The sequence below is a fragment of the Streptomyces sp. NPDC059874 genome, assembly GCF_042731135.1.
Lineage (GTDB): Bacteria > Actinomycetota > Actinomycetes > Streptomycetales > Streptomycetaceae > Streptomyces.
Genome location: NZ_JBHWJY010000006.1, coordinates 154,156 through 175,308, shown reverse-complemented (window position 1 = coordinate 175,308; position 21,153 = coordinate 154,156). Strand labels below are relative to the sequence as shown.

16 protein-coding genes are annotated in these 21,153 nt (G+C 71.9%); 9 read left to right on the top strand and 7 right to left on the bottom strand.

What is annotated here, in order from left to right:
• The first annotated feature begins 175 nt into the window (after nucleotides 1–175).
• The 3 genes from ACFV9H_RS06075 to ACFV9H_RS06065 all read left to right on the top strand — a co-directional run bounded on the left by ACFV9H_RS06075 (nucleotide 176) and on the right by ACFV9H_RS06065 (nucleotide 1,937).
• Nucleotides 176–1,138, top strand: coding sequence for a zinc-binding dehydrogenase (locus ACFV9H_RS06075; RefSeq protein WP_385393935.1), 963 nt, complete (start codon nucleotides 176–178; stop codon nucleotides 1,136–1,138).
• A 68-nt stretch (nucleotides 1,139–1,206) separates the two neighbouring features.
• The gene (locus tag ACFV9H_RS06070; protein ID WP_042818984.1) at nucleotides 1,207–1,416 is read left to right on the top strand and encodes a helix-turn-helix domain-containing protein; all 210 of its coding nucleotides are present in this window, start codon (nucleotides 1,207–1,209) and stop codon (nucleotides 1,414–1,416) included.
• Nucleotides 1,416–1,937, top strand: a complete 522-nt coding sequence (locus ACFV9H_RS06065) for a Clp protease N-terminal domain-containing protein (protein WP_385393932.1) — start codon at nucleotides 1,416–1,418, stop codon at nucleotides 1,935–1,937. Before ACFV9H_RS06070 ends, ACFV9H_RS06065 begins: the two co-directional genes overlap by 1 nt.
• Nucleotides 1,938–2,157: 220 nt before the next feature.
• On the opposite strand, the gene ACFV9H_RS06060 is transcribed toward ACFV9H_RS06065, so the two are convergent.
• Both ACFV9H_RS06060 and ACFV9H_RS06055 read right to left on the bottom strand, forming a co-directional pair.
• Nucleotides 2,158–3,072 (bottom strand): helix-turn-helix transcriptional regulator, encoded by a 915-nt coding sequence (locus ACFV9H_RS06060; RefSeq protein ID WP_385393930.1) that lies wholly within the window; start codon nucleotides 3,070–3,072, stop codon nucleotides 2,158–2,160.
• A 1-nt stretch (nucleotide 3,073) separates the two neighbouring features.
• Nucleotides 3,074–3,997 carry a hypothetical protein gene (locus ACFV9H_RS06055; protein ID WP_385393927.1) on the bottom strand — a complete coding sequence of 308 codons (924 nt, stop codon included), beginning with the start codon at nucleotides 3,995–3,997 and terminating at the stop codon, nucleotides 3,074–3,076.
• 152 nt (nucleotides 3,998–4,149) lie between these two features.
• Between ACFV9H_RS06055 and ACFV9H_RS06050 the strand changes: the two genes are divergently transcribed.
• A complete protein-coding gene (locus ACFV9H_RS06050; RefSeq protein ID WP_385393925.1) occupies nucleotides 4,150–4,962 on the top strand; it encodes a hypothetical protein in 813 nt (270 codons plus the stop codon).
• Nucleotides 4,963–5,119: 157 nt separating this feature from the next.
• Here ACFV9H_RS06050 and ACFV9H_RS06045 read toward each other — a convergent pair whose 3' ends face one another.
• The 5 genes from ACFV9H_RS06045 to ACFV9H_RS06025 all read right to left on the bottom strand — a co-directional run bounded on the left by ACFV9H_RS06045 (nucleotide 5,120) and on the right by ACFV9H_RS06025 (nucleotide 11,920).
• Nucleotides 5,120–5,944, bottom strand: coding sequence for an endo alpha-1,4 polygalactosaminidase (locus tag ACFV9H_RS06045; protein ID WP_385393923.1), 825 nt, complete (start codon nucleotides 5,942–5,944; stop codon nucleotides 5,120–5,122).
• Nucleotides 5,941–6,612, bottom strand: coding sequence for a spherulation-specific family 4 protein (locus tag ACFV9H_RS06040; RefSeq protein WP_385393920.1), 672 nt, complete (start codon nucleotides 6,610–6,612; stop codon nucleotides 5,941–5,943). Before ACFV9H_RS06040 ends, ACFV9H_RS06045 begins: the two co-directional genes overlap by 4 nt.
• Entirely contained in the window at nucleotides 6,609–8,285 is a 1,677-nt protein-coding gene (locus ACFV9H_RS06035) for a hypothetical protein (RefSeq protein ID WP_385393918.1), read from the bottom strand. Before ACFV9H_RS06035 ends, ACFV9H_RS06040 begins: the two co-directional genes overlap by 4 nt.
• A complete protein-coding gene (gene pelF, locus ACFV9H_RS06030) occupies nucleotides 8,282–9,772 on the bottom strand; it encodes a GT4 family glycosyltransferase PelF (protein ID WP_385393916.1) in 1,491 nt (496 codons plus the stop codon). The genes ACFV9H_RS06035 and pelF overlap by 4 nt, the downstream gene beginning before the upstream one ends.
• Before the next feature lie 138 nt (nucleotides 9,773–9,910).
• Entirely contained in the window at nucleotides 9,911–11,920 is a 2,010-nt protein-coding gene (locus ACFV9H_RS06025; protein WP_385393914.1) for a hypothetical protein, read from the bottom strand.
• Between the two features lie 364 nt (nucleotides 11,921–12,284).
• On the opposite strand from ACFV9H_RS06025, the gene ACFV9H_RS06020 reads away from it, so the two are divergent.
• From ACFV9H_RS06020 to aceE, 5 genes are all read left to right on the top strand, one after another.
• Nucleotides 12,285–13,814 carry a leucyl aminopeptidase gene (locus tag ACFV9H_RS06020; protein ID WP_385393911.1) on the top strand — a complete coding sequence of 510 codons (1,530 nt, stop codon included), beginning with the start codon at nucleotides 12,285–12,287 and terminating at the stop codon, nucleotides 13,812–13,814.
• A gap of 355 nt (nucleotides 13,815–14,169) precedes the next feature.
• Nucleotides 14,170–15,558, top strand: a complete 1,389-nt coding sequence (lpdA, locus tag ACFV9H_RS06015) for a dihydrolipoyl dehydrogenase (protein WP_385393909.1) — start codon at nucleotides 14,170–14,172, stop codon at nucleotides 15,556–15,558.
• A 53-nt stretch (nucleotides 15,559–15,611) separates the two neighbouring features.
• Complete coding sequence (gene sucB / locus ACFV9H_RS06010) at nucleotides 15,612–17,381, top strand: 2-oxoglutarate dehydrogenase, E2 component, dihydrolipoamide succinyltransferase (protein WP_385393906.1); 1,770 nt, start codon at nucleotides 15,612–15,614, stop codon at nucleotides 17,379–17,381.
• A gap of 197 nt (nucleotides 17,382–17,578) precedes the next feature.
• A complete protein-coding gene (locus tag ACFV9H_RS06005) occupies nucleotides 17,579–18,202 on the top strand; it encodes a GntR family transcriptional regulator (protein WP_385393953.1) in 624 nt (207 codons plus the stop codon).
• 231 nt (nucleotides 18,203–18,433) lie between these two features.
• On the top strand, nucleotides 18,434–21,118 hold the full coding sequence (gene aceE / locus ACFV9H_RS06000) for a pyruvate dehydrogenase (acetyl-transferring), homodimeric type (RefSeq protein ID WP_385393904.1): 2,685 nt from the start codon (nucleotides 18,434–18,436) through the stop codon (nucleotides 21,116–21,118).
• The last annotated feature ends 35 nt before the right edge of the window (nucleotides 21,119–21,153 follow it).

Below are 21,153 nucleotides of genomic sequence, written 5' to 3'. Positions count from 1 at the left end.
GCGGCCGGAGCGATCCGGCCGGGCCCCGCCCTTTTGCGTACCGGCCCGCGCGGTGCGGCCCCGGCGGGCGCCGCCGGTTCCGCGCCGCCGGTACCGGCCGGATGCGACGAAGACCTCACCGCCCCCGTCCCGAAGGGGCTGGAACCCCGCGCCTACCCAGCGGTAGCGTCGCGGCATGTTCGCTGCCTATGCCGCCCGAATCGACCGTGACCAGCCGCTGAACGGCCTTGAGCTGGGCGAACGCCCCGCGCCCGAGGACCGCCCCGGCTGGGTGACCGTGAACGTCAAGGCCGCCTCCCTCAACCACCACGACCTGTGGTCGCTGCGCGGGGTCGGTCTCGGCGAGGAAAAGCTCCCCATGATCCTCGGCTGCGACGCGGCCGGGATCGACCAGGACGGCAACGAGGTCGTCCTGCACTCCGTGATCGGCCAGAGCGGCCACGGGGTCGGCCCGGACGAGCCCCGCTCGATCCTGACCGAGCGCTACCAGGGCACCTTCGCCGAGCAGGTGTCCGTCCCGGCCTGGAACGTCCTGCGCAAGCCGGCCGAGCTGTCCTTCGAGGAGGCCGCCTGCCTTCCGACGGCCTGGCTGACCGCCTACCGCATGCTCTTCACCAACGCGGGCGTCCGCCCGGGCGATTCGGTACTGGTCCAGGGCGCCAGCGGCGGGGTCGCGACCGCCGCCATCGCGCTCGGCAAGGCGGCGGGCCTGCGGGTCTACGCCACGAGCCGGGACGAGGCCAAGCGCAAGCGGGCCGTGGAGCTGGGCGCGGTGGACGCGTTCGAGCCGGGCGCGCGGCTGCCGCACCGGGTGGACGCGGTGATCGAGACGGTGGGCGCGGCCACGTGGTCGCACTCGGTGAAGTCCCTGCGCCCCGGCGGCACCCTGGTCATCTCCGGCGCCACGAGCGGGGACCGGCCGGCGCACGCCGAGCTGACCCGGATCTTCTTCCTGGAGCTGAAGGTGGTCGGCTCCACGATGGGCTCGAAGGACGAGCTGGAGGACCTGCTGTCGTTCTGCGCGACGACGGGCCTGCGGCCGGTCATCGACGAGGTCCTGCCGCTGGACCGGGCGCGGGAGGGCTTCGAGAAGCTCGCGTCGGGCGATCTCTTCGGCAAGGTCGTCCTGACGCCCTGACGCCCCGACGCCCCTCCGTCGTCAACCAGGGTTGACATCACCTCCCGCGTCAACCTAAATTGACAGTCATGACGGAAGCTACCGATCTCGCCGAACGGGCCGGCGACCGTGACCCGCGCGTGGGCCTGCGTGCCGTGGCCGCCCTCCGCAGGCTGCTGGAGCAGCTGGAGGCCGTACAGGTACGCAGTGCCCGCGCGCAGGGATGGTCCTGGCAGGAGATCGCGGCCGAGCTGGGCGTGAGCCGGCAGGCCGTGCACAAGAAGCACGGGAGGCTTTGATGTTCGAACGTTTCACCCGCGATGCCCGGTCCACGGTGACGGGCGCGGTGGCCGAGGCCCACGAGGCGGGCGCCGCCACGGTCACCGAGGAGCACCTGCTGCTCTCCCTACTGGCCCTGGGCGCCCTGGACCCCCTCGGCGTCGACCGGGCCGCGGTCACCGCCGACCTCGCGGCGGCCCGCCGCCGGGGCGGCATGTCCCGGGCGGACGAGGAGGCGCTGGCCGGCCTCGGCATCGACCTTCGCGAGGTCGTCTCCCGCATCGAGGAAACCCACGGCGAGGGAGCCCTGTCCGCCCCGGCGGCACCCCGCAGGCGCGCCGGCAAGAGCCACCTCCCCTTCACCCCGGGCTCGAAGAAGGTCTTGGAACAGTCCCTCCGCATCGCCCTGGGCCGCAAGGAACGCCACATAGGCCCCCTGCACCTGCTCCTGGCCCTGCTGTCCCGCCCCGGCCCGGTCGCCGAAGTCCTGACGGACCACGGCGTCACGTACACGACGACCGAGGCAACCCTCACCCCGTGACCCCGGCAGGGCAACCCCCGACCTGCCGAACCCTTCAGCCACGCCGGGGCAAACCAGCCCTGCCGGACAAAACCCAGCCCCGCCGGGCAAAGTCCAGCCCCGCCGGCGTTTGAGGCGCGGGGGTCTGGGGGCGGAGCCCCCGGGGTCTTCCAGCCCCGCCGGCGTTTGAGGCGCGGGGGTCTGGGGGCGGAGCCCCCGGCAGCGGCGCCTCAGCCCGGGTCTACCCACCGCCCCGCAGCGTCGCCGACAGCCTGGCGGCCGCCGCCGCGAGATCGGCTCGGGCCTCGGACAGCTGGGCCGGAGTCACCCCGTGGTCGCGGGCCGCATCGCGGACCTCGTCACGGAAGCGGTCCAGCAGCCGGTCCAGGTCACGCGCCGGGTCCCCGGACGGCACAAGGTCCTCGGCCCAGTCCGTCGCGGCAGACGGGGCGGACGCGGAAGACGGTGCGGACCCGTCAGCCGCACCCCCCGCGGACGCGGTCGGCGTACCGCCACCCAGCCACGCGCCGGCCAGATTCCCCAGCACGCCCCCCGACTTGGAGAACTGCTCCTGCAGTTGCCCCGCGATGCGCTGGACCTCCTCGCGGGCCCGCTCCTGCGCCTCCTTGGCCTGGCGGCGGGCCTGCTGCGCCTCTTCCCTCGCCCGGCGGCTCTCGTCCTTCGCCCGGCGCGCCTGCTCCTTCCACTCCTGCCGCGCCTTGCTCATCTCCTCCTTGATCGTCTTCCAGGACTCGTCGTCGACGCGCGTCTCGGAGGCCGAGGCGGCCGCCCGCATCTCGCGCCGCAGGTCACCCGCCGCGCCCCGGACGTCGTCGCGGATCTCGGCGGCCAGTTCGGTCACGGAGTCGCGGATCTCCAGCTCCAGGTCGGCGAGTTCGCCGCTGCGGTCGGCGAGTTCGGCGCGGCCCGCCTCGGTGATGGAGTACACCTTGCGCCCGCCCTCGGTGGCGTGCGTGACCAGCCCCTCGGCCTCCAGCTTGGCCAGGCGCGGATAGACCGTGCCCGCGGAGGGCGCGTAGAGGCCCTGGAAGCGCTCCTCCAGCAGGCGGATCACCTCGTACCCGTGGCGCGGGGCCTCGTCGAGGAGCTTGAGGAGGTAGAGGCGGAGGCGGCCGTGGGCGAAGACGGGCGGCATGTCAGAGCACCTTCTTGTCGAGCGCGAGGGGGGTTTCCGTGGTGTCGGCGGCCGGGCGGCGCAGCAGCGCGATCCCGCCCGACACGGTGGTGGCCCGCAGGGTGCCGGTGCCGGCCCCGAGCGTGCCGGTGATCCGCTTGGCGCCGAGCTGACCGGAGACGCGCAGGTCCTCGAAGGCGTTGGAGACGCCGCCGGTGGCGGTGTTGGCCTCGACCCGCGCGTCGGCGGGGTGCGGGAGCCGGATCGCGACCTGGCCGGAGACGGAGTTGAGCGCGATGTCCACGGGTCGGGAGGCGGCCGTGTCGAGGTCGAGGTCGAGGTCGATGAGCATGTCGCCGCTGACGGAGTCCGCCCGTACGCTCGAGGCCGCTCCGTCGACCACCGTCAGCCCGCCGGAGACGGAGTGGAATCCCAGGTCGCCGGTGACGGACTGGGCCTCGACGCTGCCGGTGACGGTGTGCGCCTTGACCTGGCCGGAGAGCCCGACGAGGGTGGCGCCGCCGGAGACCCCGTTGACGTCGGTGCCGCCGGAGATCCCGGAGACGAAAGTGGTGGCGTCGACCACGGCGACCCGCACCTGCGTACCGGCGGGGACGGTGAGGGTGACTGCGGCGCTGCGCTCCCAGGCCTTGCGGCCGGTGGCGGAGCTTCCGGACCAGGCCTTCCAGGGCTTGGAGTCGAACCACTTCCTGAAGCCCTGGGAGCCGTTCCAGGGCAGGTCCTCGTAGGAGACGGTGAGGGTTCCGGCCTCCTGCACCACGTACAGCGGCGGCCCGTCCACCTCGGCGACCTCCAGCCGGGCCGGGCCCTCGCCGGCGACGACGTTGACCGTGCCGCTCACGAGACGGACGCGGAGCTCGGTCACCGGCTCCTCGAAGGTGAGCTTCTGCGGTTCGGCGGCCGACCACGTCTTCTGCTCTGCCATGGTGCTGTTCCTTTCTCGGTTGCGTTCACGGACCGGGCTCGACGCTCGCAACATATCGCGTCTTCTGAGTAACACGATATATCGCGGTTGGGTGAAGTCAAGCGCCTCGCCAAAACGCCCGGTTCGCGGTGATTTGCCTTACTGTTGTGGACATGTCGATCTCCAGGACCACGGCCGTCGGCGGACTCCTGCTGTGCCGCGCGGAACCCCTCGTCGCCCGTCCGGCCGCGCATCTGCTGCGCGTACGCCTGCTGCTCGTCCCGGCCGGCGAGTGGAGTGCGCTCGTGCCCGAGGGCAAGCCGTGGCGCGACGGGGAGGAGTCGGTGGCCGAGATCCTCTCGGGCTGGGGCGCGGCGGTCGCGGTCGGCAGCAACTGGCCGGTGCTGAGCCTGTGGTGGGAGGACGGCCGGACCGGGTTCGCCCTGGCGAGCGGGTTCCGGCGGGCCGTGGCGTACGAGTGGGACGCGGCCGGGCGCCCGGCCTGCGAGCCGGACGCCATGCGGGTGCTGTCGGCGCGGCTGGGGCTGGACCCCGTACTGGACCTGGAGGATCTGGAGCGGCTCACCCGGCCCGACGAGGCCGCGGACGGCCCCGCCCGACTGCTCGGGCTGATCGCGCTCCTGGCCCGCGCCGGGCTGGACCTGCCCGCCGGACTGGCCCCGGGCGAACCGGCCGACCGGCTGCGGGAGGTGGCCCGGGTCGCGCGGGGTGCGGAGTCCGTCGAGTGGTCGGGGTGGCGGGACGCGGTGCGGGCCGAGCTGGACGTGGTGGAGGAGGGCCCGCTGGGCCCGTGGGTACGCGGCCCGAAGGCCCGTCTACTGGGCGCGGCCCAGGTGGCTGCCGGGGCTCCGCTCCTGGCCTGGGCGGCCCGCCGGCGCAGCCCGGGGTGGGCGGCGGCGGGTGTGGTCCTGGTCGCCCAGGGCGCGCTCTCCCTCGCCTACGACCGAGCCCGCGCCGCCCACTAGCCGCTGCGCGGAGCCACTCCCCGCCCCACCCTTCCACCGTTCCCCGGGCTCCGCCCGGACCCGCGCCTCAAACGCCGGCGGGGCTGAGATTGCCCCCCGGGCAATTCAGCCGCGCCTGGCGGACGGCATCAGCCGAAACCCAGCCCCGCCGGCGCGGCTAGCGGCAAGGGCGGCGCCACGCGTCCAGGTCGTAGCGCTTCTGCAAGGAGCTCAGTTTCAGCTCGCGCGAGACCTCGCAGAAGCGGGAAGGCGACAGTTCGTACTCCGCGTGGAACACGGCCTTCCCCGCCGCCACGAACGGCGTCAGCCGCTCGCACTCCGAGTACTGCGCGCACTGCTCGTTCACCGCGAAGTCGAAGTCGCCCACCAGCTCCGGGATCTGGTCCAGGTCGTTCTTCAAGCCCACGGCCAGCCCCCGGTCATGGGCGAGCTTCGCGATCAGCCGGTTGTAGCGGAGCTGGTCGTCCGCCGTGAGAGGGAAGCCCGAGGGGTTGCGGTAGGCGTCCATGTTGTCCGGCTCCACCGCGTCGAAGCCCTTCTCCCGGCACATGTCGAACCGCTTGGCGATCAGCGGCTCCAGCTCGGTCAGCCGTCGGATGTCCAGCCAGCGTTCGCCCTCCCAGCCGTTGCCCTTCCCCCGCATCGACTCCGGGAAGTCGTCCGCGTCCGGGCGGAAGTCCTCCCAGGCTCCGGTGGAGAGGTAGCAGATGGTCCGCCGGCCGGCCTTCTTCAGCGCTGCGACCTGCTCCTTGGTGGTGGTGAACCCGTCGACGTCGTACACCGGTGCCTTCACCGAGGTGTCGAGCTTCCCGGTGAGCTGCCATTGCCAGCCGGTCCCCGGGCGGGGCTGCCACCGCTCCCCCGGGGCCTGGTCGGGCCACTGCCGGTCGGGTTCGTCTTCCTCCGGCGTCGCCGTACAGCCCGCCAGCAGCAGGAGGGTGGCCATGAGGAGGGTGGTCGGGACGGTGCGGAAACGTCTCATCCGGCTGCCTCCAGCGCGTACGGCAGGGTCCCCCACGGGTGCGGGCCCGTCCCCGGGACCGCGCAATGCACCCCGGCCCCGCGCTTCGCCGCGAGTTCGGCGGCGGGCGCCCCCGGCGGGACGGCGTAGACGAGGTGGCAGAACCGCTGGGCGGGGTGGTCCGCGGTCCAGGCCGGGGCGGCGGCCGCGTCCCGGTAGGCGTCCCAGGGGCCCTCGAAGGTGACGAGCAGGTCGGCGAGTTCGGCGTAGCCCGGGTCCGGGTGCACCCCGTGGTTCAGGACGAGCGTACGGGCCCCCGCCGCCCGGGCCGCGACGGCGAGCCTGCCGTAGTGCGCCAGCCGCTCCGGGGCGGCGCAGGCCTGGTCGAGGAAGGCCCCGTCGGTGGCGTACCAGTCGCGATGGCGCATCAGGTCCCGCACCACGGCGGCGTGCGGGCGCCGCCCGTAGTCGGTGTCGACGTACCCGAGGACGGGCACCCCGGCCTCGCGCAGCCGCTCGGCGACGTGGGCGAACCGTTCGTCGGGGGCGGCGCCGGGTCCGCTGTCGGGGTTGAGCACCACGGAGTGCAGCCGGCCCGAACAGCGGATGAGCCGCTCCCAGTCCTCGGGCCGGTCGGCGGGGTGCTCGTACAGGGGCACCAGCAGCATGGGGTCCTTCTCGTGTCTCATCGGTGGGCCGTCGCCCGGCCGAGCAGCAGGCAGACCAGGGTCGCCAGTACGGCCGCCGCCGCTCCGGCCACCACCAGCTGCACGAGCCGGGGTTGGCCCAGTCCGGTCAGCAGGGCCAGGCTCTGCGCGACGGCGGCCGAGGCACAGACCACGGCGGCGGGTCGGACCGCGCCGAAGGACTGCAGGAGCAGCCCCGTCCACATCACGGCGCCGAGCAGCAGCAGGGTGGCGGCGCGGAGCCCGGTGAGCGCGGGGGCGCCGGGCCAGAGCAGGGTTCCGGCGAGCCCGAGGGCGAGCAGCACCGTCAGGTAGCCGGCGAGGCAGCCGGCCAGGGTGGTCAGCATCCGCTGCCGGAACGCCCCGGACGAGCGGGCGGCCCGGAGCCCGGCGAGGCTGCCGCTGCGGAAGCGGTGCAGCAGCCATTCGGCGGGGCCCATGCTGAGGGTGAGGGCCACCGCCGAGGGGGCCGCCACCGCTTCGGCGGGCCCGCCGGCGAGCACCTCGCCGAGGGCGGCGTACAGCACGAGCAGGCCGGTGCCGAGGCCGAAGACCCCGTACGGGACGGAGTCCCCGAGCCTGGGCCCGCGCGGCCCGAACTCCTCCTCGGCGCCCCGCAGCATCCGCCAGCGCACCGGGCCTTCGCCGGGCCGTCGCCGCGCCCAGCCCCGGATCCGGCGCGCGCCGGCCCGTACGCCCTCGGCGAGCGGCAGTTCCCGTACGGCCAGGGTGCAGGCGGCCAGCAGGGACACCACGAGCAGGGTCACGCGGACCGGCACGGGCAGGTCCACGAACAGCGCGAGCACCGCCCCGGCGGCCATCGGGGCGAGCGCGGCGAGCAGGACCCGCTCCCGGCCGAGGACGAGCAGGACGGTGGCGGCCCCGACGTAGACGGCCTGTCCGGCGGCGAAGGCGTACGAGAACGGGGGCCCGCCGGGCACCGCGAGTGCGGCGGCGGTGCCGAGCAGGGACCCGGCGGGGGCTCCGACGAGCAGGGTCCGCCCGGCGGCGGCCCGGTCGCCGAGGCCGAGCCAGGAGTAGGCGCGGTGGGACAGGGTCTGGTCCCAGACCCAGCCGATGAGCGCGCCGGCGAGCAGGGTCAGGGTCCCGGCGGGCAGGCCGAGGCGGTCCTGCGGGCCGTCGAGGAGGGGCGCGCCGAGGACGTAGGCGAGCCCGGGCAGGGCGAAGATCACCCCGCGGAGCAGGCAGGCGGTGAGGGAGACCTTCCAGGGGTCGGGGGTGCTCTCCGGCTCCGGGAAGGCGCGGGGCACCCGGGCGTAGAGCTCTTCGGCGAGGACGAAGGAGTCGTGGCGGCCGTAGGTGAGGCGGATGTACTCGTCGGTCATGCCGTCGGATTCGAGGACGGCGGCGATCTCGTCGGGGTGCACGGCGGCCGCCACGAGGCTGTCCAGCCGGGAGGCGAGGTCGTCGAGGGGGTCGGCCGCCACGGGGCCTTCGCGGCCCGGGCGCGGGATGACGGGCAACGTGTCGACGGCGCCCGGGTATCCGGTGCGGCCGGGCGCCCCCGGACCACCGGACCCGGCCGTGCCGGCGCCGGCACGGCCGACGGCGACCGCGTCTCCGGCAGAGCCGGGGATGCCGCGGGCCATCCCGGCCCCGCCCGGGCCGGGCGGCCTCTCGGGATACGGGGGCTTCAGCCAGAGGGATCCGCTCACCACAGGCTCCCGTCGGCGGCGAGTTCGCGGTACCAGGGGTCGGCGAGCCGCTGGGTCCAGGCGTCTCCCTCGTGGAGGGGCGCCACGGGCTGGCCGGCGAGTTCCCGGTAGATGTGCCGGAAGCCGTCCACGGACTGGTGGAGGGTGAACTTCTCGACCACCCGCTTGCGGGACATCCGGCCGAGCTCGGCGCGGCGTTCGTCGTCGCGGAGCAGGGCGAGGGTGGCGCGGGCCATGGTCTCGGGCTCGCGGGGCGGGACGACGAGGCCGGTGTCCCCGACTGCCTCGCGCACCCCGCCGACGTCGGTGGAGACGGTGGTGCGGCCGCAGGACATGGCTTCGATGATGCTGAAGGGGAAGCCCTCGCTGATGGAGGAGAGCATGACGACGGAGCCGGCGGCGTAGGCCAGGGCCACCTTCTCGATGCGGCCCTCGTACGTGATCCCGTCGCTCACCCCGAGTTCGGCGGCGAGTTTCTCCAGGCGGAGTTTGTACTCCTCGCAGCCCGCCGGGACCGGCCCGAAGAGGCGCAGCCGCAGGGCGGGCAGTTCCTCGCGCATGAACGCGTAGGCGCGGATCAGGGTTTCGAGGTCTTTGATCGGGTCGATGCGGCCGCACCAGCTGAGGGTGGGCACCTCGGGTTCGGGGCCGGCCTCGGGGAAGAGGTGCGGGTCGACGCCGTTGTAGACGGTGCGGATGCGGTCGGCGTCGGCGCCCCCGCGCTCCTCCCAGCGTCGGTTGTACTGGTTGCAGGGGGTGATCAGGTCGGCCTGCCGGTAGCCCTCGCTGTTGAGCTCGCGGTAGAAGCCGAGCATGAGGGACTTGACGGGCCAGCGCTGTTCGGCGCTGCGGTAGCCGAGGTAGCGCTCGCGCAGGTAGATGCCGTGCTCGGTGAGGAGGAAGGGGACCCCGTCGAGGTGTTTGGCGGCGAGGGCCGGGAGGGTGGCGAGGCCGCTGCTGACGGCGTGCGCGACGCTGTCGGGCGGGATCCGCACGGCGAGCGGGCGCAGCGCGTGCTCCAGCAGGTCGGTGGCGGTGAGCGCGTCGTGGATGGTGGGCTCGGCGTCGGCGGTGGTCAGGGCCGGCCGGGTCCACACGTTCATCAGGAGCCTCAGGACGGACTCGGAGCGCAGGGCGGGGGCGAGTTTGCCGGCCCGGGCGAGCAGGGCCAGTTCGCGCAGGGCCTCGGAGAATCCCCCGTGCGCCTGGTCGAGCAGGGACAGCAGGAAGGTTTCGTACACCTCGGTGAAGCGGCGGTGGGCCTTGCCGCGCAGGGCGGAACGGCGGCCGCGCCCGGGCGGCGGGCCCCAGAGCGGGACGGCCGTGTGCCGGTAGACGTTGCGCGGGAGTTCCCAGGTGACCGGCTCTCGTCCGGAGCCGGTCAGGGCTATGACGTTGAAGTCGACCTCCGGCATCCCGCGCACCAGTTGGTCGCACCAGGTGCTGACGCCCCCGTGGACGTGCGGGTAGGTTCCTTCGGTGAGCATGGTGACATGACGCCCATGGCTCATGCGGTGTGTCCCCCCAGGACGGAAAAGGGGCCGGCGCCCCCGGGTTCGGAGCGCCGGCGCAGGTGGTACTCGTGACGGCTTGCGACGTGCGTGCGGGACCGCGGCCGGCTGCGGTCAGCCGGGCAGGCGGAGCGTGACGGCGTTCTGGAGCAGCTCCGGACCGGTCCAGGTGGAGCGGCTGCCGGCGTAGGCGGTGCCGAAATCGGCGGTGCCGAGCAGCAGTTGCTTCTTGGTGCCGGTGGGGGCGGTGACCGGGGCGAGGAGCCCGGCGGGTGCCTTGACGGTGACGGTGGTGCCGATGCGGTAGGCGGTGACCTTGCCGGCGGCGAGCGCGCTGTCCCAGGCGGCGCGGCGGCCGAGCTCGACCCCGGTGTCCTTCATGCTCTGGTTGACGATCGGCGCGCTGGGCGCGTAGAGCGTGCGGTAGGTGTCGAGGACCTGGTTGAGCACCGGGTAGAGGGTGCGGTCCTCGGCGAGGTTGGACTGGTGGACGTAGTGCGGGCGCGGGTCGTTGGCCAGCACGTGGCGCAGGGCGGTGCGGGCCTCCTGCGGGACGATGTAGTCCAGGTAGCCCGTGTTGACGTCGAGGGCCGCCGGCAGGCAGGTGGAGGTCGCCGGGTTGTCCTCGCAGATGCCGCTGCCGCCCGCGGCGCGGCTGGCGTAGATCCAGTTGTACTCGTCGGCCATCTCCGCGTTGGTGCCCGTGTTGTAGTACACGTTCATCGGGTGGCGGGGGACGGTCAGGGCCGCGCCGACCGCCCGCTGCGCGGGTTCGCGGGAGTTGTCGCTGCCCGCCCACTTGATGCCGTTGTCGGCGAAGGCGCCGGCCAGGTTGGGGTTGTCCTGGGGCTGCTGCGGGTTGGTCTTGAGGCCCGAGTGCTCGCCGGTGACGATCTCGGTCCGGTCGATGGTGATGCCCTTGAGCGCGGCCCAGTTGTTGTTGTCGCGGATCTGCGCGGAGATCTCGGCGCGGCTCATGTACTTGATGGCGCCCGAGGCGTCCTTGACGCACGTCCAGGGCACGGTGCTGGTGTCCTGGACGCAGCCGAGGAAGGGGTGCGTGTAGGTGTGGTTCATCCAGCGGTACTTGGCGCGGTCCGCGACGAGTTGCGCGGTGAGGGCGTCGGTGCCGCCGTTCTCGGCCTTCCACTCCTCGCCGGCGCCCGCGTTGAAGAGCATGTCGAGCTTGAAGTTCTTGGACGTCTGCCACTGCGCCGCGTACACGGCGTCCGCGGCGGTCATCCGGATGGTGCTCTCCTTGCCCTCGCCGCCCGCGCAGGCGTAGTCGCCGGGCGTGCAGTTGAGCTCCTTGTTCCAGCGGGCGTCCGGGGCGAAGACGTCGTCGACGTGGACCGCGAAGTAGTTGCGGCTCTGGCCGAGGTGGACACCCTGGGTGAGCCATTCGACGATGCCTCGGGCCAGCAGCCGGAACTGCTGCTGGTACTGGTTGTAGCCGAAGGTGACGACCAGTTCGCTGCGCCCGTCGTGGGCGTACTCGCCGACGAGCGAGGCCCGGCCGGAGCCGACCGGCGCGTCGAGGTAACTGGTGTAGCCGGGGCGCGGCTTGCCCATGAAGCCGTAGCTCTCCGGGACGAGCGTCGAGTTGTCCTCGAAGGTGACCTGCCCGCCGAGGTAGGCGAAGGGCCCCGCCTTGCCCGCTGCGGTGACGGCGGCCTGGGTGCCGTCGAGCTGCCCGCTGTAGCCCCCGTTGTCGGTGTACTCCAGGCCGACGCCCGGGTGGGCCCAGGTGTAGGCGTCCACCTGGCGGATCCCGTACGCCGCCTCGTACGCGCCGAGCGCCGCCATCTCGGCCGAGCCCTCGCCGAAGGGGTTCTCGTTCGGCAGGACCACCCCCTGGTACTTGGCGCGCGGCCGGCCGTCGACGGTGTCGCTGAGGAAGGCGGCGTTGATGACCGGGCGACCCGCGCTGCCCAGCTCGATCCGGGTGTACGGGACTCCGGTGTCGCGGAGTTCCGCGGTGATCGCGTCGACCGAGCTGCCGCCGTCGTCGACGACGAGCACCTTCAGGTCGATGCGCGGAGCCGTGGCCGCCTGGGCGGTCGCGGCGGGCACTGCCACGGACACCAGCACCGCGGCGGCCATCATGGCGGCGGCCCTGTTCATCCGATTCCTATTGACCATTTCGGCCTTTCCCCCCGCAGGCATCCCTCGACAGCGGCCCTTGGCGGATGGCCGGGCCGGGGAGGCACTGTGGAAATCATGCAAAGGAACCCCACGTCCCCTTGCGAGAGTGGACCGAGTCTCTCGGACCTCGTCAGGTCTACGAGGCAAACCTGGAGCAGAGTCCACAGATGGGTGAACCTGATGACCCGCTGATCGAACAATCTGCCAAACCTTCGAGTGACGTACGGGCGAGTCCGTGCGCGTAGGCTCATTTCTGGCGGCCCTCGGGCCGGAATACGATCGCTACGGATGGCCGTCCACCCACTCGGCCCACACATACAAACGGAAGCGAGACTTCACCACCGTGACTGCTCTGACTCTCAGCACTGCCGGCGCTGCGACGCTGCGCGCCGACGCCCTCGTGGTCGGCGTGGCGAAGGGCCCCAAGGGCCCGATCGTGGCCGCCGGAGCCGAGGCCGTGGACAAGGCGTACGACGGAAAGCTCGCCGACGTGCTCGACGCGCTCGGCGCCACGGGCGCCGAAGGCGAGACCACCAAGCTGCCGGCGCCTGCGGGCCTCAAGGTCCCGGTCGTGCTGGCGGTGGGGCTCGGCTCCGTCCCGGAGAAGGACGAGTCGTTCGACGAAGAGGTGCTGCGCCGCGCCGCCGGCGCCGCCTCCCGCGCGCTGCACGGCAGCAAGAAGGCCGGCTTCGCCCTCCCCCTGGACGACGCCTCCGCCGTCACCGCCGTGGCCGAGGGCGCGCTGCTGGGCGCGTACGCCTTCACCGCTTACCAGGGCGGCGAGAAGAAGGCTTCGAAGAACGCCGGGCCGAAGCTGCCGCTGGCCGAGGTCGCCCTGCTGGGCGCCAAGCCGCGCGACAAGGAGCACAAGGCCGCCGCCGAGCGCGCCACGGCCGTCGCGACCGAGGTCAACGTGGCCCGCGACCTGGTCAACACCCCGCCGAACGACCTCACCCCGGAGGCCTTCGCCGCCGTCGCGACCGCGACCGCGAAGGAGAACGGCATCAAGGTCCAGGTGCTGGACGAGAAGGCGCTCGTCAAGGGCGGCTACGGCGGCATCATGGGCGTCGGCAAGGGCTCGGAGAACCCGCCGCGCCTGGTGAAGCTCTCCTACACGCACCCCAAGGCGGAGAAGACCCTGGCCTTCGTCGGCAAGGGCATCACCTACGACTCGGGCGGCATCTCCCTCAAGCCGGCCGGCCACAACGAGACGATGAAGTGCGACATGGCCGGCGCCGCCGCCGTCTTCGCCTCCGTCGTCGCGGCCGCGAAGCTGGGCCTGCAGGTCAACGTCACCGGCTGGCTCGCGCTCGCCGAGAACATGCCGTCCGGCTCCGCCACCAAGCCCGGTGACGTGCTGCGCATGTACAGCGGCAAGACCGTCGAGGTGCTCAACACGGACGCCGAGGGCCGCCTGGTCCTCGGTGACGCGCTGACCCGGGCCTCCGAGGAGAACCCGGACGCGATCGTCGACGTCGCCACCCTGACCGGCGCCATGGTGCTGGCCCTGGGCAACCGCACCTTCGCGGTCATGGGCAACGACGACTCCTTCCGCACCTCGATCCACGAGATCGCCGAGGAGGTCGGCGAGGCCTCGTGGCCGATGCCGATGCCCCCGGAGCTGCGCAAGACCTTCGACTCCCCCACCGCCGACATCGCGAACATGGGCGAGCGCGCGGGCGGCGGCCTGCTGGCCGGCCTCTTCCTGCAGGAGTTCGTCGGCGAGGGCATCACCTGGGCCCACCTCGACATCGCGGGCCCGGCCTTCCACGAGGGCGCGCCGTACGGCTACACCCCCAAGGGCGGCACCGGCACGGCCGTGCGCACCCTGGTGCGGCTGGCCGAGCGCACGGCCACGGGCGACCTGGGCTGACGTACGGGCCGACCGACGCACCGGTCGACCCGACCCACCGGTCGACCTGACGCACTGGCCGACCCTTCTCGTGTGACACGTAGCACCCCGGGCCTTGATCGACTTTCGATCAAGGCCCGGGGTGTGTTCACTCACAACGAAATCCGTAGGTTTCTACGCCGCGGTAACCCTTAGTTCGGACAGAACGACCTGCCACATGCCGGGCCCGGCGTCCCGCGTCCCCCCGACAAATGCGAAGATGGGTTCTCGGCAGGACAGGGCCCCCACCACAGGGCCGACGAAACAGCGGCCGTATACCAGCCGCCGCCCGGTCACAGAGGACCGGTGCCCGGCGCACATGCATGGAGGACGTGACGTGGCGAACGACGCCAGCACCGTTTTCGACCTAGTGATCCTCGGCGGTGGCAGTGGCGGTTACGCCGCGGCGCTGCGCGCATCCCAGCTGGGTCTGGACGTTGCCCTGATCGAGAAGAACAAGCTCGGCGGCACCTGCCTGCACAACGGCTGCATCCCCACGAAGGCTCTGCTGCACGCGGGCGAGATCGCGGACCAGGCCCGCGAAGGCTCCCAGTTCGGCGTGAAGACCACCTTCGAGGGCATCGACATCGCGGGTGTCCACAAGTACAAGGACGAGATCATCGCGGGCCTGTACAAGGGCCTGCAGGGTCTGGTGGCCTCCCGCAAGGTGACGTACATCGAGGGTGAGGGCCGCCTCTCCTCCCCGACTTCCGTCGACGTGGACGGCCGCCGCATCCAGGGCCGTCACGTCCTGCTGGCGACCGGCTCCGTGCCGAAGTCGCTGCCGGGCCTGGTCATCGACGGCAACCGCATCATCTCCTCGGACCACGCGCTGGTCCTGGACCGCGTTCCCGAGTCGGCGATCGTGCTGGGCGGCGGCGTCATCGGCGTCGAGTTCGCCTCGGCGTGGAAGTCCTTCGGTTCCGACGTCACCGTCATCGAGGGCCTCAAGCACCTCGTGCCGGTCGAGGACGAGAACAGCTCGAAGCTGCTGGAGCGCGCGTTCCGCAAGCGCGGCATCAAGTTCAACCTCGGCACCTTCTTCGACAAGGCCGAGTACACCGAGAACGGCGTGCGCGTCACGCTGGCCGACGGCAAGACCTTCGAGGCCGAGGTGCTGCTGGTCGCCGTCGGCCGCGGTCCGGTCTCCCAGGGCCTGGGCTACGAGGAGCAGGGCGTCGCGATGGACCGCGGCTACGTCCTGGTCGACGAGTACATGCAGACCAACGTGCCGACCATCTCGGCCGTCGGTGACCTCGTCCCGACCCTCCAGCTCGCGCACGTCGGCTTCGCCGAGGGCATCCTGGTGGCGGAGCGTCTGGCCGGCCTCAAGGCCGTCCCGATCGACTACGACGGTGTCCCGCGCGTCACCTACTGCCACCCCGAGGTCGCTTCCGTCGGCATCACCGAGGCCAAGGCCAAGGAGATCTACGGCGCGGACAAGGTCGTGGCCCTGAAGTACAACCTTGCGGGCAACGGCAAGAGCAAGATCCTGAAGACCTCGGGCGAGATCAAGCTCGTCCAGGTCAAGGACGGTGCCGTGGTCGGCGTCCACATGGTCGGTGACCGGATGGGCGAGCAGGTCGGCGAAGCCCAGCTGATCTACAACTGGGAAGCTCTGCCGGCCGAGGTCGCGCAGCTCATCCACGCGCACCCGACGCAGAACGAGGCCATGGGCGAGGCCCACCTCGCGCTGGCCGGCAAGCCGCTGCACGCACACGACTAATCGTCACGGGCGCGACGACCACTTCCGCACTTTCGTTAGGAGCAACAGAAACCATGTCGGTTTCCGTAACCCTTCCGGCGCTCGGTGAGAGCGTCACTGAGGGCACTGTCACCCGTTGGCTGAAGGCCGAGGGCGAGCGCGTCGAGGCCGACGAGCCGCTGCTCGAGGTCTCGACCGACAAGGTCGACACCGAGATCCCGTCCCCCGTGTCCGGCGTCCTGGCGTCCATCAAGGTCGCCGAGGACGAGACCGTCGAGGTCGGCGCCGAGCTGGCCGTCATCGACGACGGCTCCGGCGCCCCGGTCGCGGCTGCGGCCCCGGCCGCCGCCGCCGAGCCGGCCGCCGCCGCTCCGGCCCCGGTCGCGGAGGCCCCCGCGGCCCCCGCCCCGGTCGCCGAGGCTCCGGCCGCTCCCGCCGCCGCTGCCCCGGCAGCGTCCGGCACCGATGTCGTGCTGCCCGCGCTGGGCGAGTCCGTCACCGAGGGCACCGTCACCCGCTGGCTGAAGCAGGTCGGCGAGTCCGTCGAGGCCGACGAGCCGCTGCTCGAGGTCTCCACGGACAAGGTCGACACCGAGATCCCCGCGCCGGTCTCCGGCACGCTGCTGGAGATCCTGGTCGGCGAGGACGAGACCGCCGAGGTCGGTGCCCGTCTGGCCGTCATCGGCGTCGCGGGCGCGGCTCCTGCCGCCGCCCCGGCCGCCGCCGCCCCGGCTCCGGTCCAGGCTGCGGCTCCGGTCGCCGCCCCGGCTCCGGTCCAGGCCCCCGCTCCGGTCGCCGCCCCGGCCCCGGTCGCCGCCCCGGCTCCCGTGGCCGCTCCGGCTCCGGTCGCCCCGGCTGCCCCGGTCGCCCCGGCCGCCGCCCCGGCCGCTCCCGCCGCCCCGGTTTCCGCCGGTGACGAGGGCGCGTACGTGACTCCGCTGGTGCGCAAGCTCGCCTCGGAGTCCGGCGTCGACCTGTCCACGGTCTCGGGCACCGGTGTCGGTGGCCGCATCCGCAAGCAGGACGTCCTGGCCGCCGCCGAGGCCGCCAAGGCCGCCGCTGCCGCCCCGGCTCCGGCCGCTGCCGCTCCGGCCGCGAAGGCTCCGGCCGCCGCGGTGTCCGAGCTGCGCGGTCAGACGGTCAAGATGACCCGCATGCGCAAGGTCATCGGCGACAACATGATGAAGGCCCTGCACTCGCAGGCGCAGCTCAGCTCCGTGGTCGAGGTGGACATCACCAAGATCATGAAGCTGCGCGAGAAGGCCAAGGCCGGCTTCCTCGCCCGTGAGGGCGTCAAGCTGTCCCCGATGCCGTTCTTCGTCAAGGCCGCTGCCCAGGCGCTGAAGGCCCACGCGGTCGTCAACGCCCGGATCAACGAGGACGAGGGCACCATCACCTACTTCGACTCGGAGAACATCGGCATCGCCGTGGACTCCGAGAAGGGCCTGATGACCCCGGTCATCAAGGGTGCCGGTGACCTCAACCTGGCGGGCATCTCCAAGGCGACCGCCGACCTGGCCGCCAAGGTCCGCGGCAACAAGATCACGCCGGACGAGCTGTCGGGCGCGACCTTCACCATCAGCAACACCGGTTCGCGCGGCGCCCTGTTCGACACGGTCATCGTGCCGCCGAACCAGGTCGCCATCCTGGGCATCGGTGCCACGGTCAAGCGCCCGGTGGTCATCGAGACCGCCGAGGGCACGAACATCGGCATCCGCGACATGACGTACCTGACCCTGTCCTACGACCACCGCCTGGTGGACGGCGCGGACGCGGCCCGGTACCTCTCGGCCGTCAAGGCCATCCTGGAAGCCGGCGAGTTCGAGGTCGAGCTCGGCCTGTAAGGCCTCCACGCACGGCCTGAGCCTGCGTGTACGGCGCCCCTGCCCGGATCCGTCCGGGCAGGGGCGCCGTCGTTTGTAACGAGCCTCACCAAGGGTCACCCGGGAGGAACGCATCGCAGCAGGCCACGACCGCCGTATTGTCTACGCATCAGGCCCCGCACGTCCCTGCACACCCCTCAGGAGATGAAGCCCAGATGATCACCCCACCCGTCGTGCACTCGCTGCGCGAGCAGATCCGCGAGCACATCGTGGAGGGGATCGTCAGCGGGCGCTGGAAGCCCGGTGAGCGGATCGTCGAGCGCCGGATCGCCGTGGAGCTGGAGGTCAGCCAGACCCCGGTGCGCGAGGCGCTGCGCGAGCTGGAGACGCTGAGGCTGATCGAGTCGGCGCCGAACAAGGGTGTCCGCGTACGGAACCTCTCGGCGGCCGACCTCGAGGAGATCTACCCGGTCCGGGCGGGCCTGGAGCAGATCGCCGCCGAGTTGGCGGCGCCCCGGCTGGCGGCCGACTGCTCGGCCCTGGAACCGCACGTGGCGGCGCTGTGGGAGGCCGACCGCGCCGAGGACGGCACGGCGCAGGTGCGGCACACGGTGGGCTTCCACCGGGAGATGGTGCGGGCGGCCGGGAACAGCGTGCTGCTGCACACCTGGGAGAGCCTGGGCATCGAGGTGTTCACGGCCCTGTCCATCCGTTGGCTGGGAACGGTCCAGAAGTCCTACGCCGAGGAGCACGAGGCCCTCGTGCAGGCGTTCCGCAATCAGGATCCGGACATCGGTGTGCTCGTGAAGCGGCATGTCCTCGGGTGCGCCCCGCGCGCCTGACGGCCCCGCCGACCGGACCTTTTGCCACGATTTGCCCGGCACCGGGTGCCTTGCTCCATGGCACCCGGTGCCGACTTTCGGTGTATGGACGTTTCTTCGTCACTTTTATTTGATCGATCATCGATCAGCGATTTACAGTCATCGCGGACCTCAACCAGGTCCAACGACCCTGTCCTGCCCGTCAGGGATTTTTTCACCACCTCTCCATTACCCGGAAGGCGGCGCACAGCGATGTCCGACCCCGTAGGAAAGCTTCCGAGCGAGCTCGACCAGCTCCCGGACCGCGACACCGAGGAGACCGCCGAATGGGCGGCCTCCCTCGACGCCGTCGCAAAGGCCGCCGGTACGCGCCGGGCCGAATACCTGCTGCGTCGCACCCTCCAGCACGCCGAGGCCGCCGGCCTCGCGCTGCCCAAGCTGCTGGAGACGGACTACGTCAACACCATCCCCACCGCCGCCGAGCCGGAGTTCCCCGGTGACGAGGCGATGGAAGCCAGGATCACCGCCTGGAACCGCTGGAACGCGGCCGCCATGGTGACCCGCGGCTCCAAGTACGGCGTCGGCGGCCACATCGCCACCTTCGCCTCCGCCGCGTGGCTGTACGAGACCGGCTTCCAGCACTTCTTCCGCGGGAAGGAGGCCGACGGATCGGGCGACCAGCTCTACATCCAGGGCCACGCCTCCCCCGGCATCTACGCCCGCGCGTTCCTCGACGGACGCGTCTCCGAGCAGCAGCTCGACAACTTCCGCCAGGAGTCCGGCGGCAACGGCCTGCCGTCCTACCCGCACCCGCGGCGCCTGCCGTGGCTGTGGGAGTTCCCGACGGTGTCCATGGGCCTCGGCCCGCTCTCCGCGATCTACCAGGCGCGCTTCAACCGCTACCTGCAGAACCGCAGCATCAAGGACACCGCCAACTCGCACGTCTGGGCCTTCCTGGGCGACGGCGAGATGGACGAGCCCGAGTCGACCGCCGCCCTGGCCCTCGCCTCCCGCGAGCAGCTCGACAACCTGACCTTCGTCATCAACTGCAACCTGCAGCGCCTCGACGGTCCGGTCCGCGCCAACTTCCGCGTGGTCCAGGAGCTGGAGGCCCAGTTCCGCGGCGCCGGCTGGAACGTCATCAAGTCGCTGTGGGGCTCCGCCTGGGACGAGCTGTTCCAGCTCGACACCACCGGCGCCCTGGTACGCCGCCTGCGCGAGGTACCGGACGCGCAGTTCCAGACGTACGCGACCCGCGACGTGGCCTACATCCGCCAGCACTTCTTCGGCGCCAACGCCGAGCTCGTGCAGCTGGCCGGTGTGCTCTCCGACGCGAAGATCGCCGAGTGCTTCCACAGCTCCCGCGGCGGCCACGAGCCCCGCAAGGTCTACGCCGCGTACAAGGCCGCCCTGGAGCACAAGGGCGCCCCGACGGTCATCCTCGCGCAGACCGTCAAGGGCTACACGCTGGGTGCCGGGTTCGAGTCGAAGAACGCGAACCACCAGATGAAGAAGCTGACGATCGACGAGTTCAAGGACATGCGTGACCTCCTTGGCCTCCCGATCCCGGACAGCGCCTTCGCCGACGGTGTCGTTCCCTACGGGCACCCGGGTGCCAACAGCCCCGAGGTCCGGTACCTGAACGAGCGCCGCGCGGCCCTCGGCGGTCCGGCCCCGGCCCGCAAGGTCAAGCACGTGGCCCTGCCGGCTCCGGCCGAGCGCTCCTTCGCCCCGCTGCTCAAGGGTTCCGGCAAGCAGGAGATGGCCACCACCATGGCCTTCGTCCGCCTCGTCAAGGACCTGATGCGGGACAAGGAGACCGGCAAGCGCTGGGTTCCGATCGTCCCCGACGAGGCCCGCACCTTCGGCATGGAGTCCCTCTTCCCGTCGGCCGGCATCTACTCGCCGCTGGGCCAGACGTACGAGCCGGTCGACCGCGACCAGCTCATGTACTACAAGGAAGCCAAGGACGGCCAGATCCTCAACGAGGGGATCACCGAGGCCGGCGCCATGGCCGACTTCATCGCCGCCTGCACGTCGTACGCGACGCACGGCGAGCCGATGATCCCGTTCTACATCTTCTACTCGATGTTCGGCTGGCAGCGCACCGCCGACCAGATGTGGCAGCTCGCCGACCAGCTCGGCAAGGGCTTCATCGTCGGCGCCACCGCCGGTCGCACCACGCTGACCGGTGAGGGCCTCCAGCACGCGGACGGCCACTCGCACCTGATCGCGTCCACGAACCCGGCGTCGCTCAACTACGACCCGGCCTTCGCGTACGAGATCGCGGTGATCGTCAAGGACGGTCTGCGCCGGATGTACGGCGAGAAGCCGGAAGACGTCTTCTACTACCTGACGGTCTACAACGAGCCGAAGCCGCAGCCCGCGATGCCCGAGGGCGTCGAGGAAGGCATCATCAAGGGCCTCTACCGCTTCAACACGGCGGCGGACCTCGCGGACGCGGCCCCGGCCGCCGACGCCCCGAAGATCCAGCTGATGGCTTCGGGTACGGCGATCCACTGGGTGCTGGAGGCGCAGAAGCTCCTCGCCGCCGACTGGAACGTGGCCGCCGACGTCTGGTCCGCCACCTCCTGGGGCGAGCTGCGACGCGACGCGCTGGAGTGCGACGAGGCGCTGCTGCGCGGCGAACTGCGCACCCCGTACGTCACCCGCGCGCTGGAAGGTGCCGCCGGCCCGGTCCTCGCGGTCTCCGACTGGATGCGTCAGGTACCGGACCAGATCAGCCAGTGGGTGGAGCAGGACTACACCTCGCTGGGCACGGACGGCTTCGGCCTGTCCGACACCCGTGAGGGCGCCCGCCGCCACTTCGGTGTCGACGCCCAGTCGATCGTGGTGGCCTCGCTGGCCCAGCTCGCCCGCCGCGGCGAGGTACCGGCGTCCTCCGTCAAGGAGGCCCGGGAGCGCTACGGGCTCTGAGTCCGTACGCGACTGACACACCGAAGGCCGGTGTC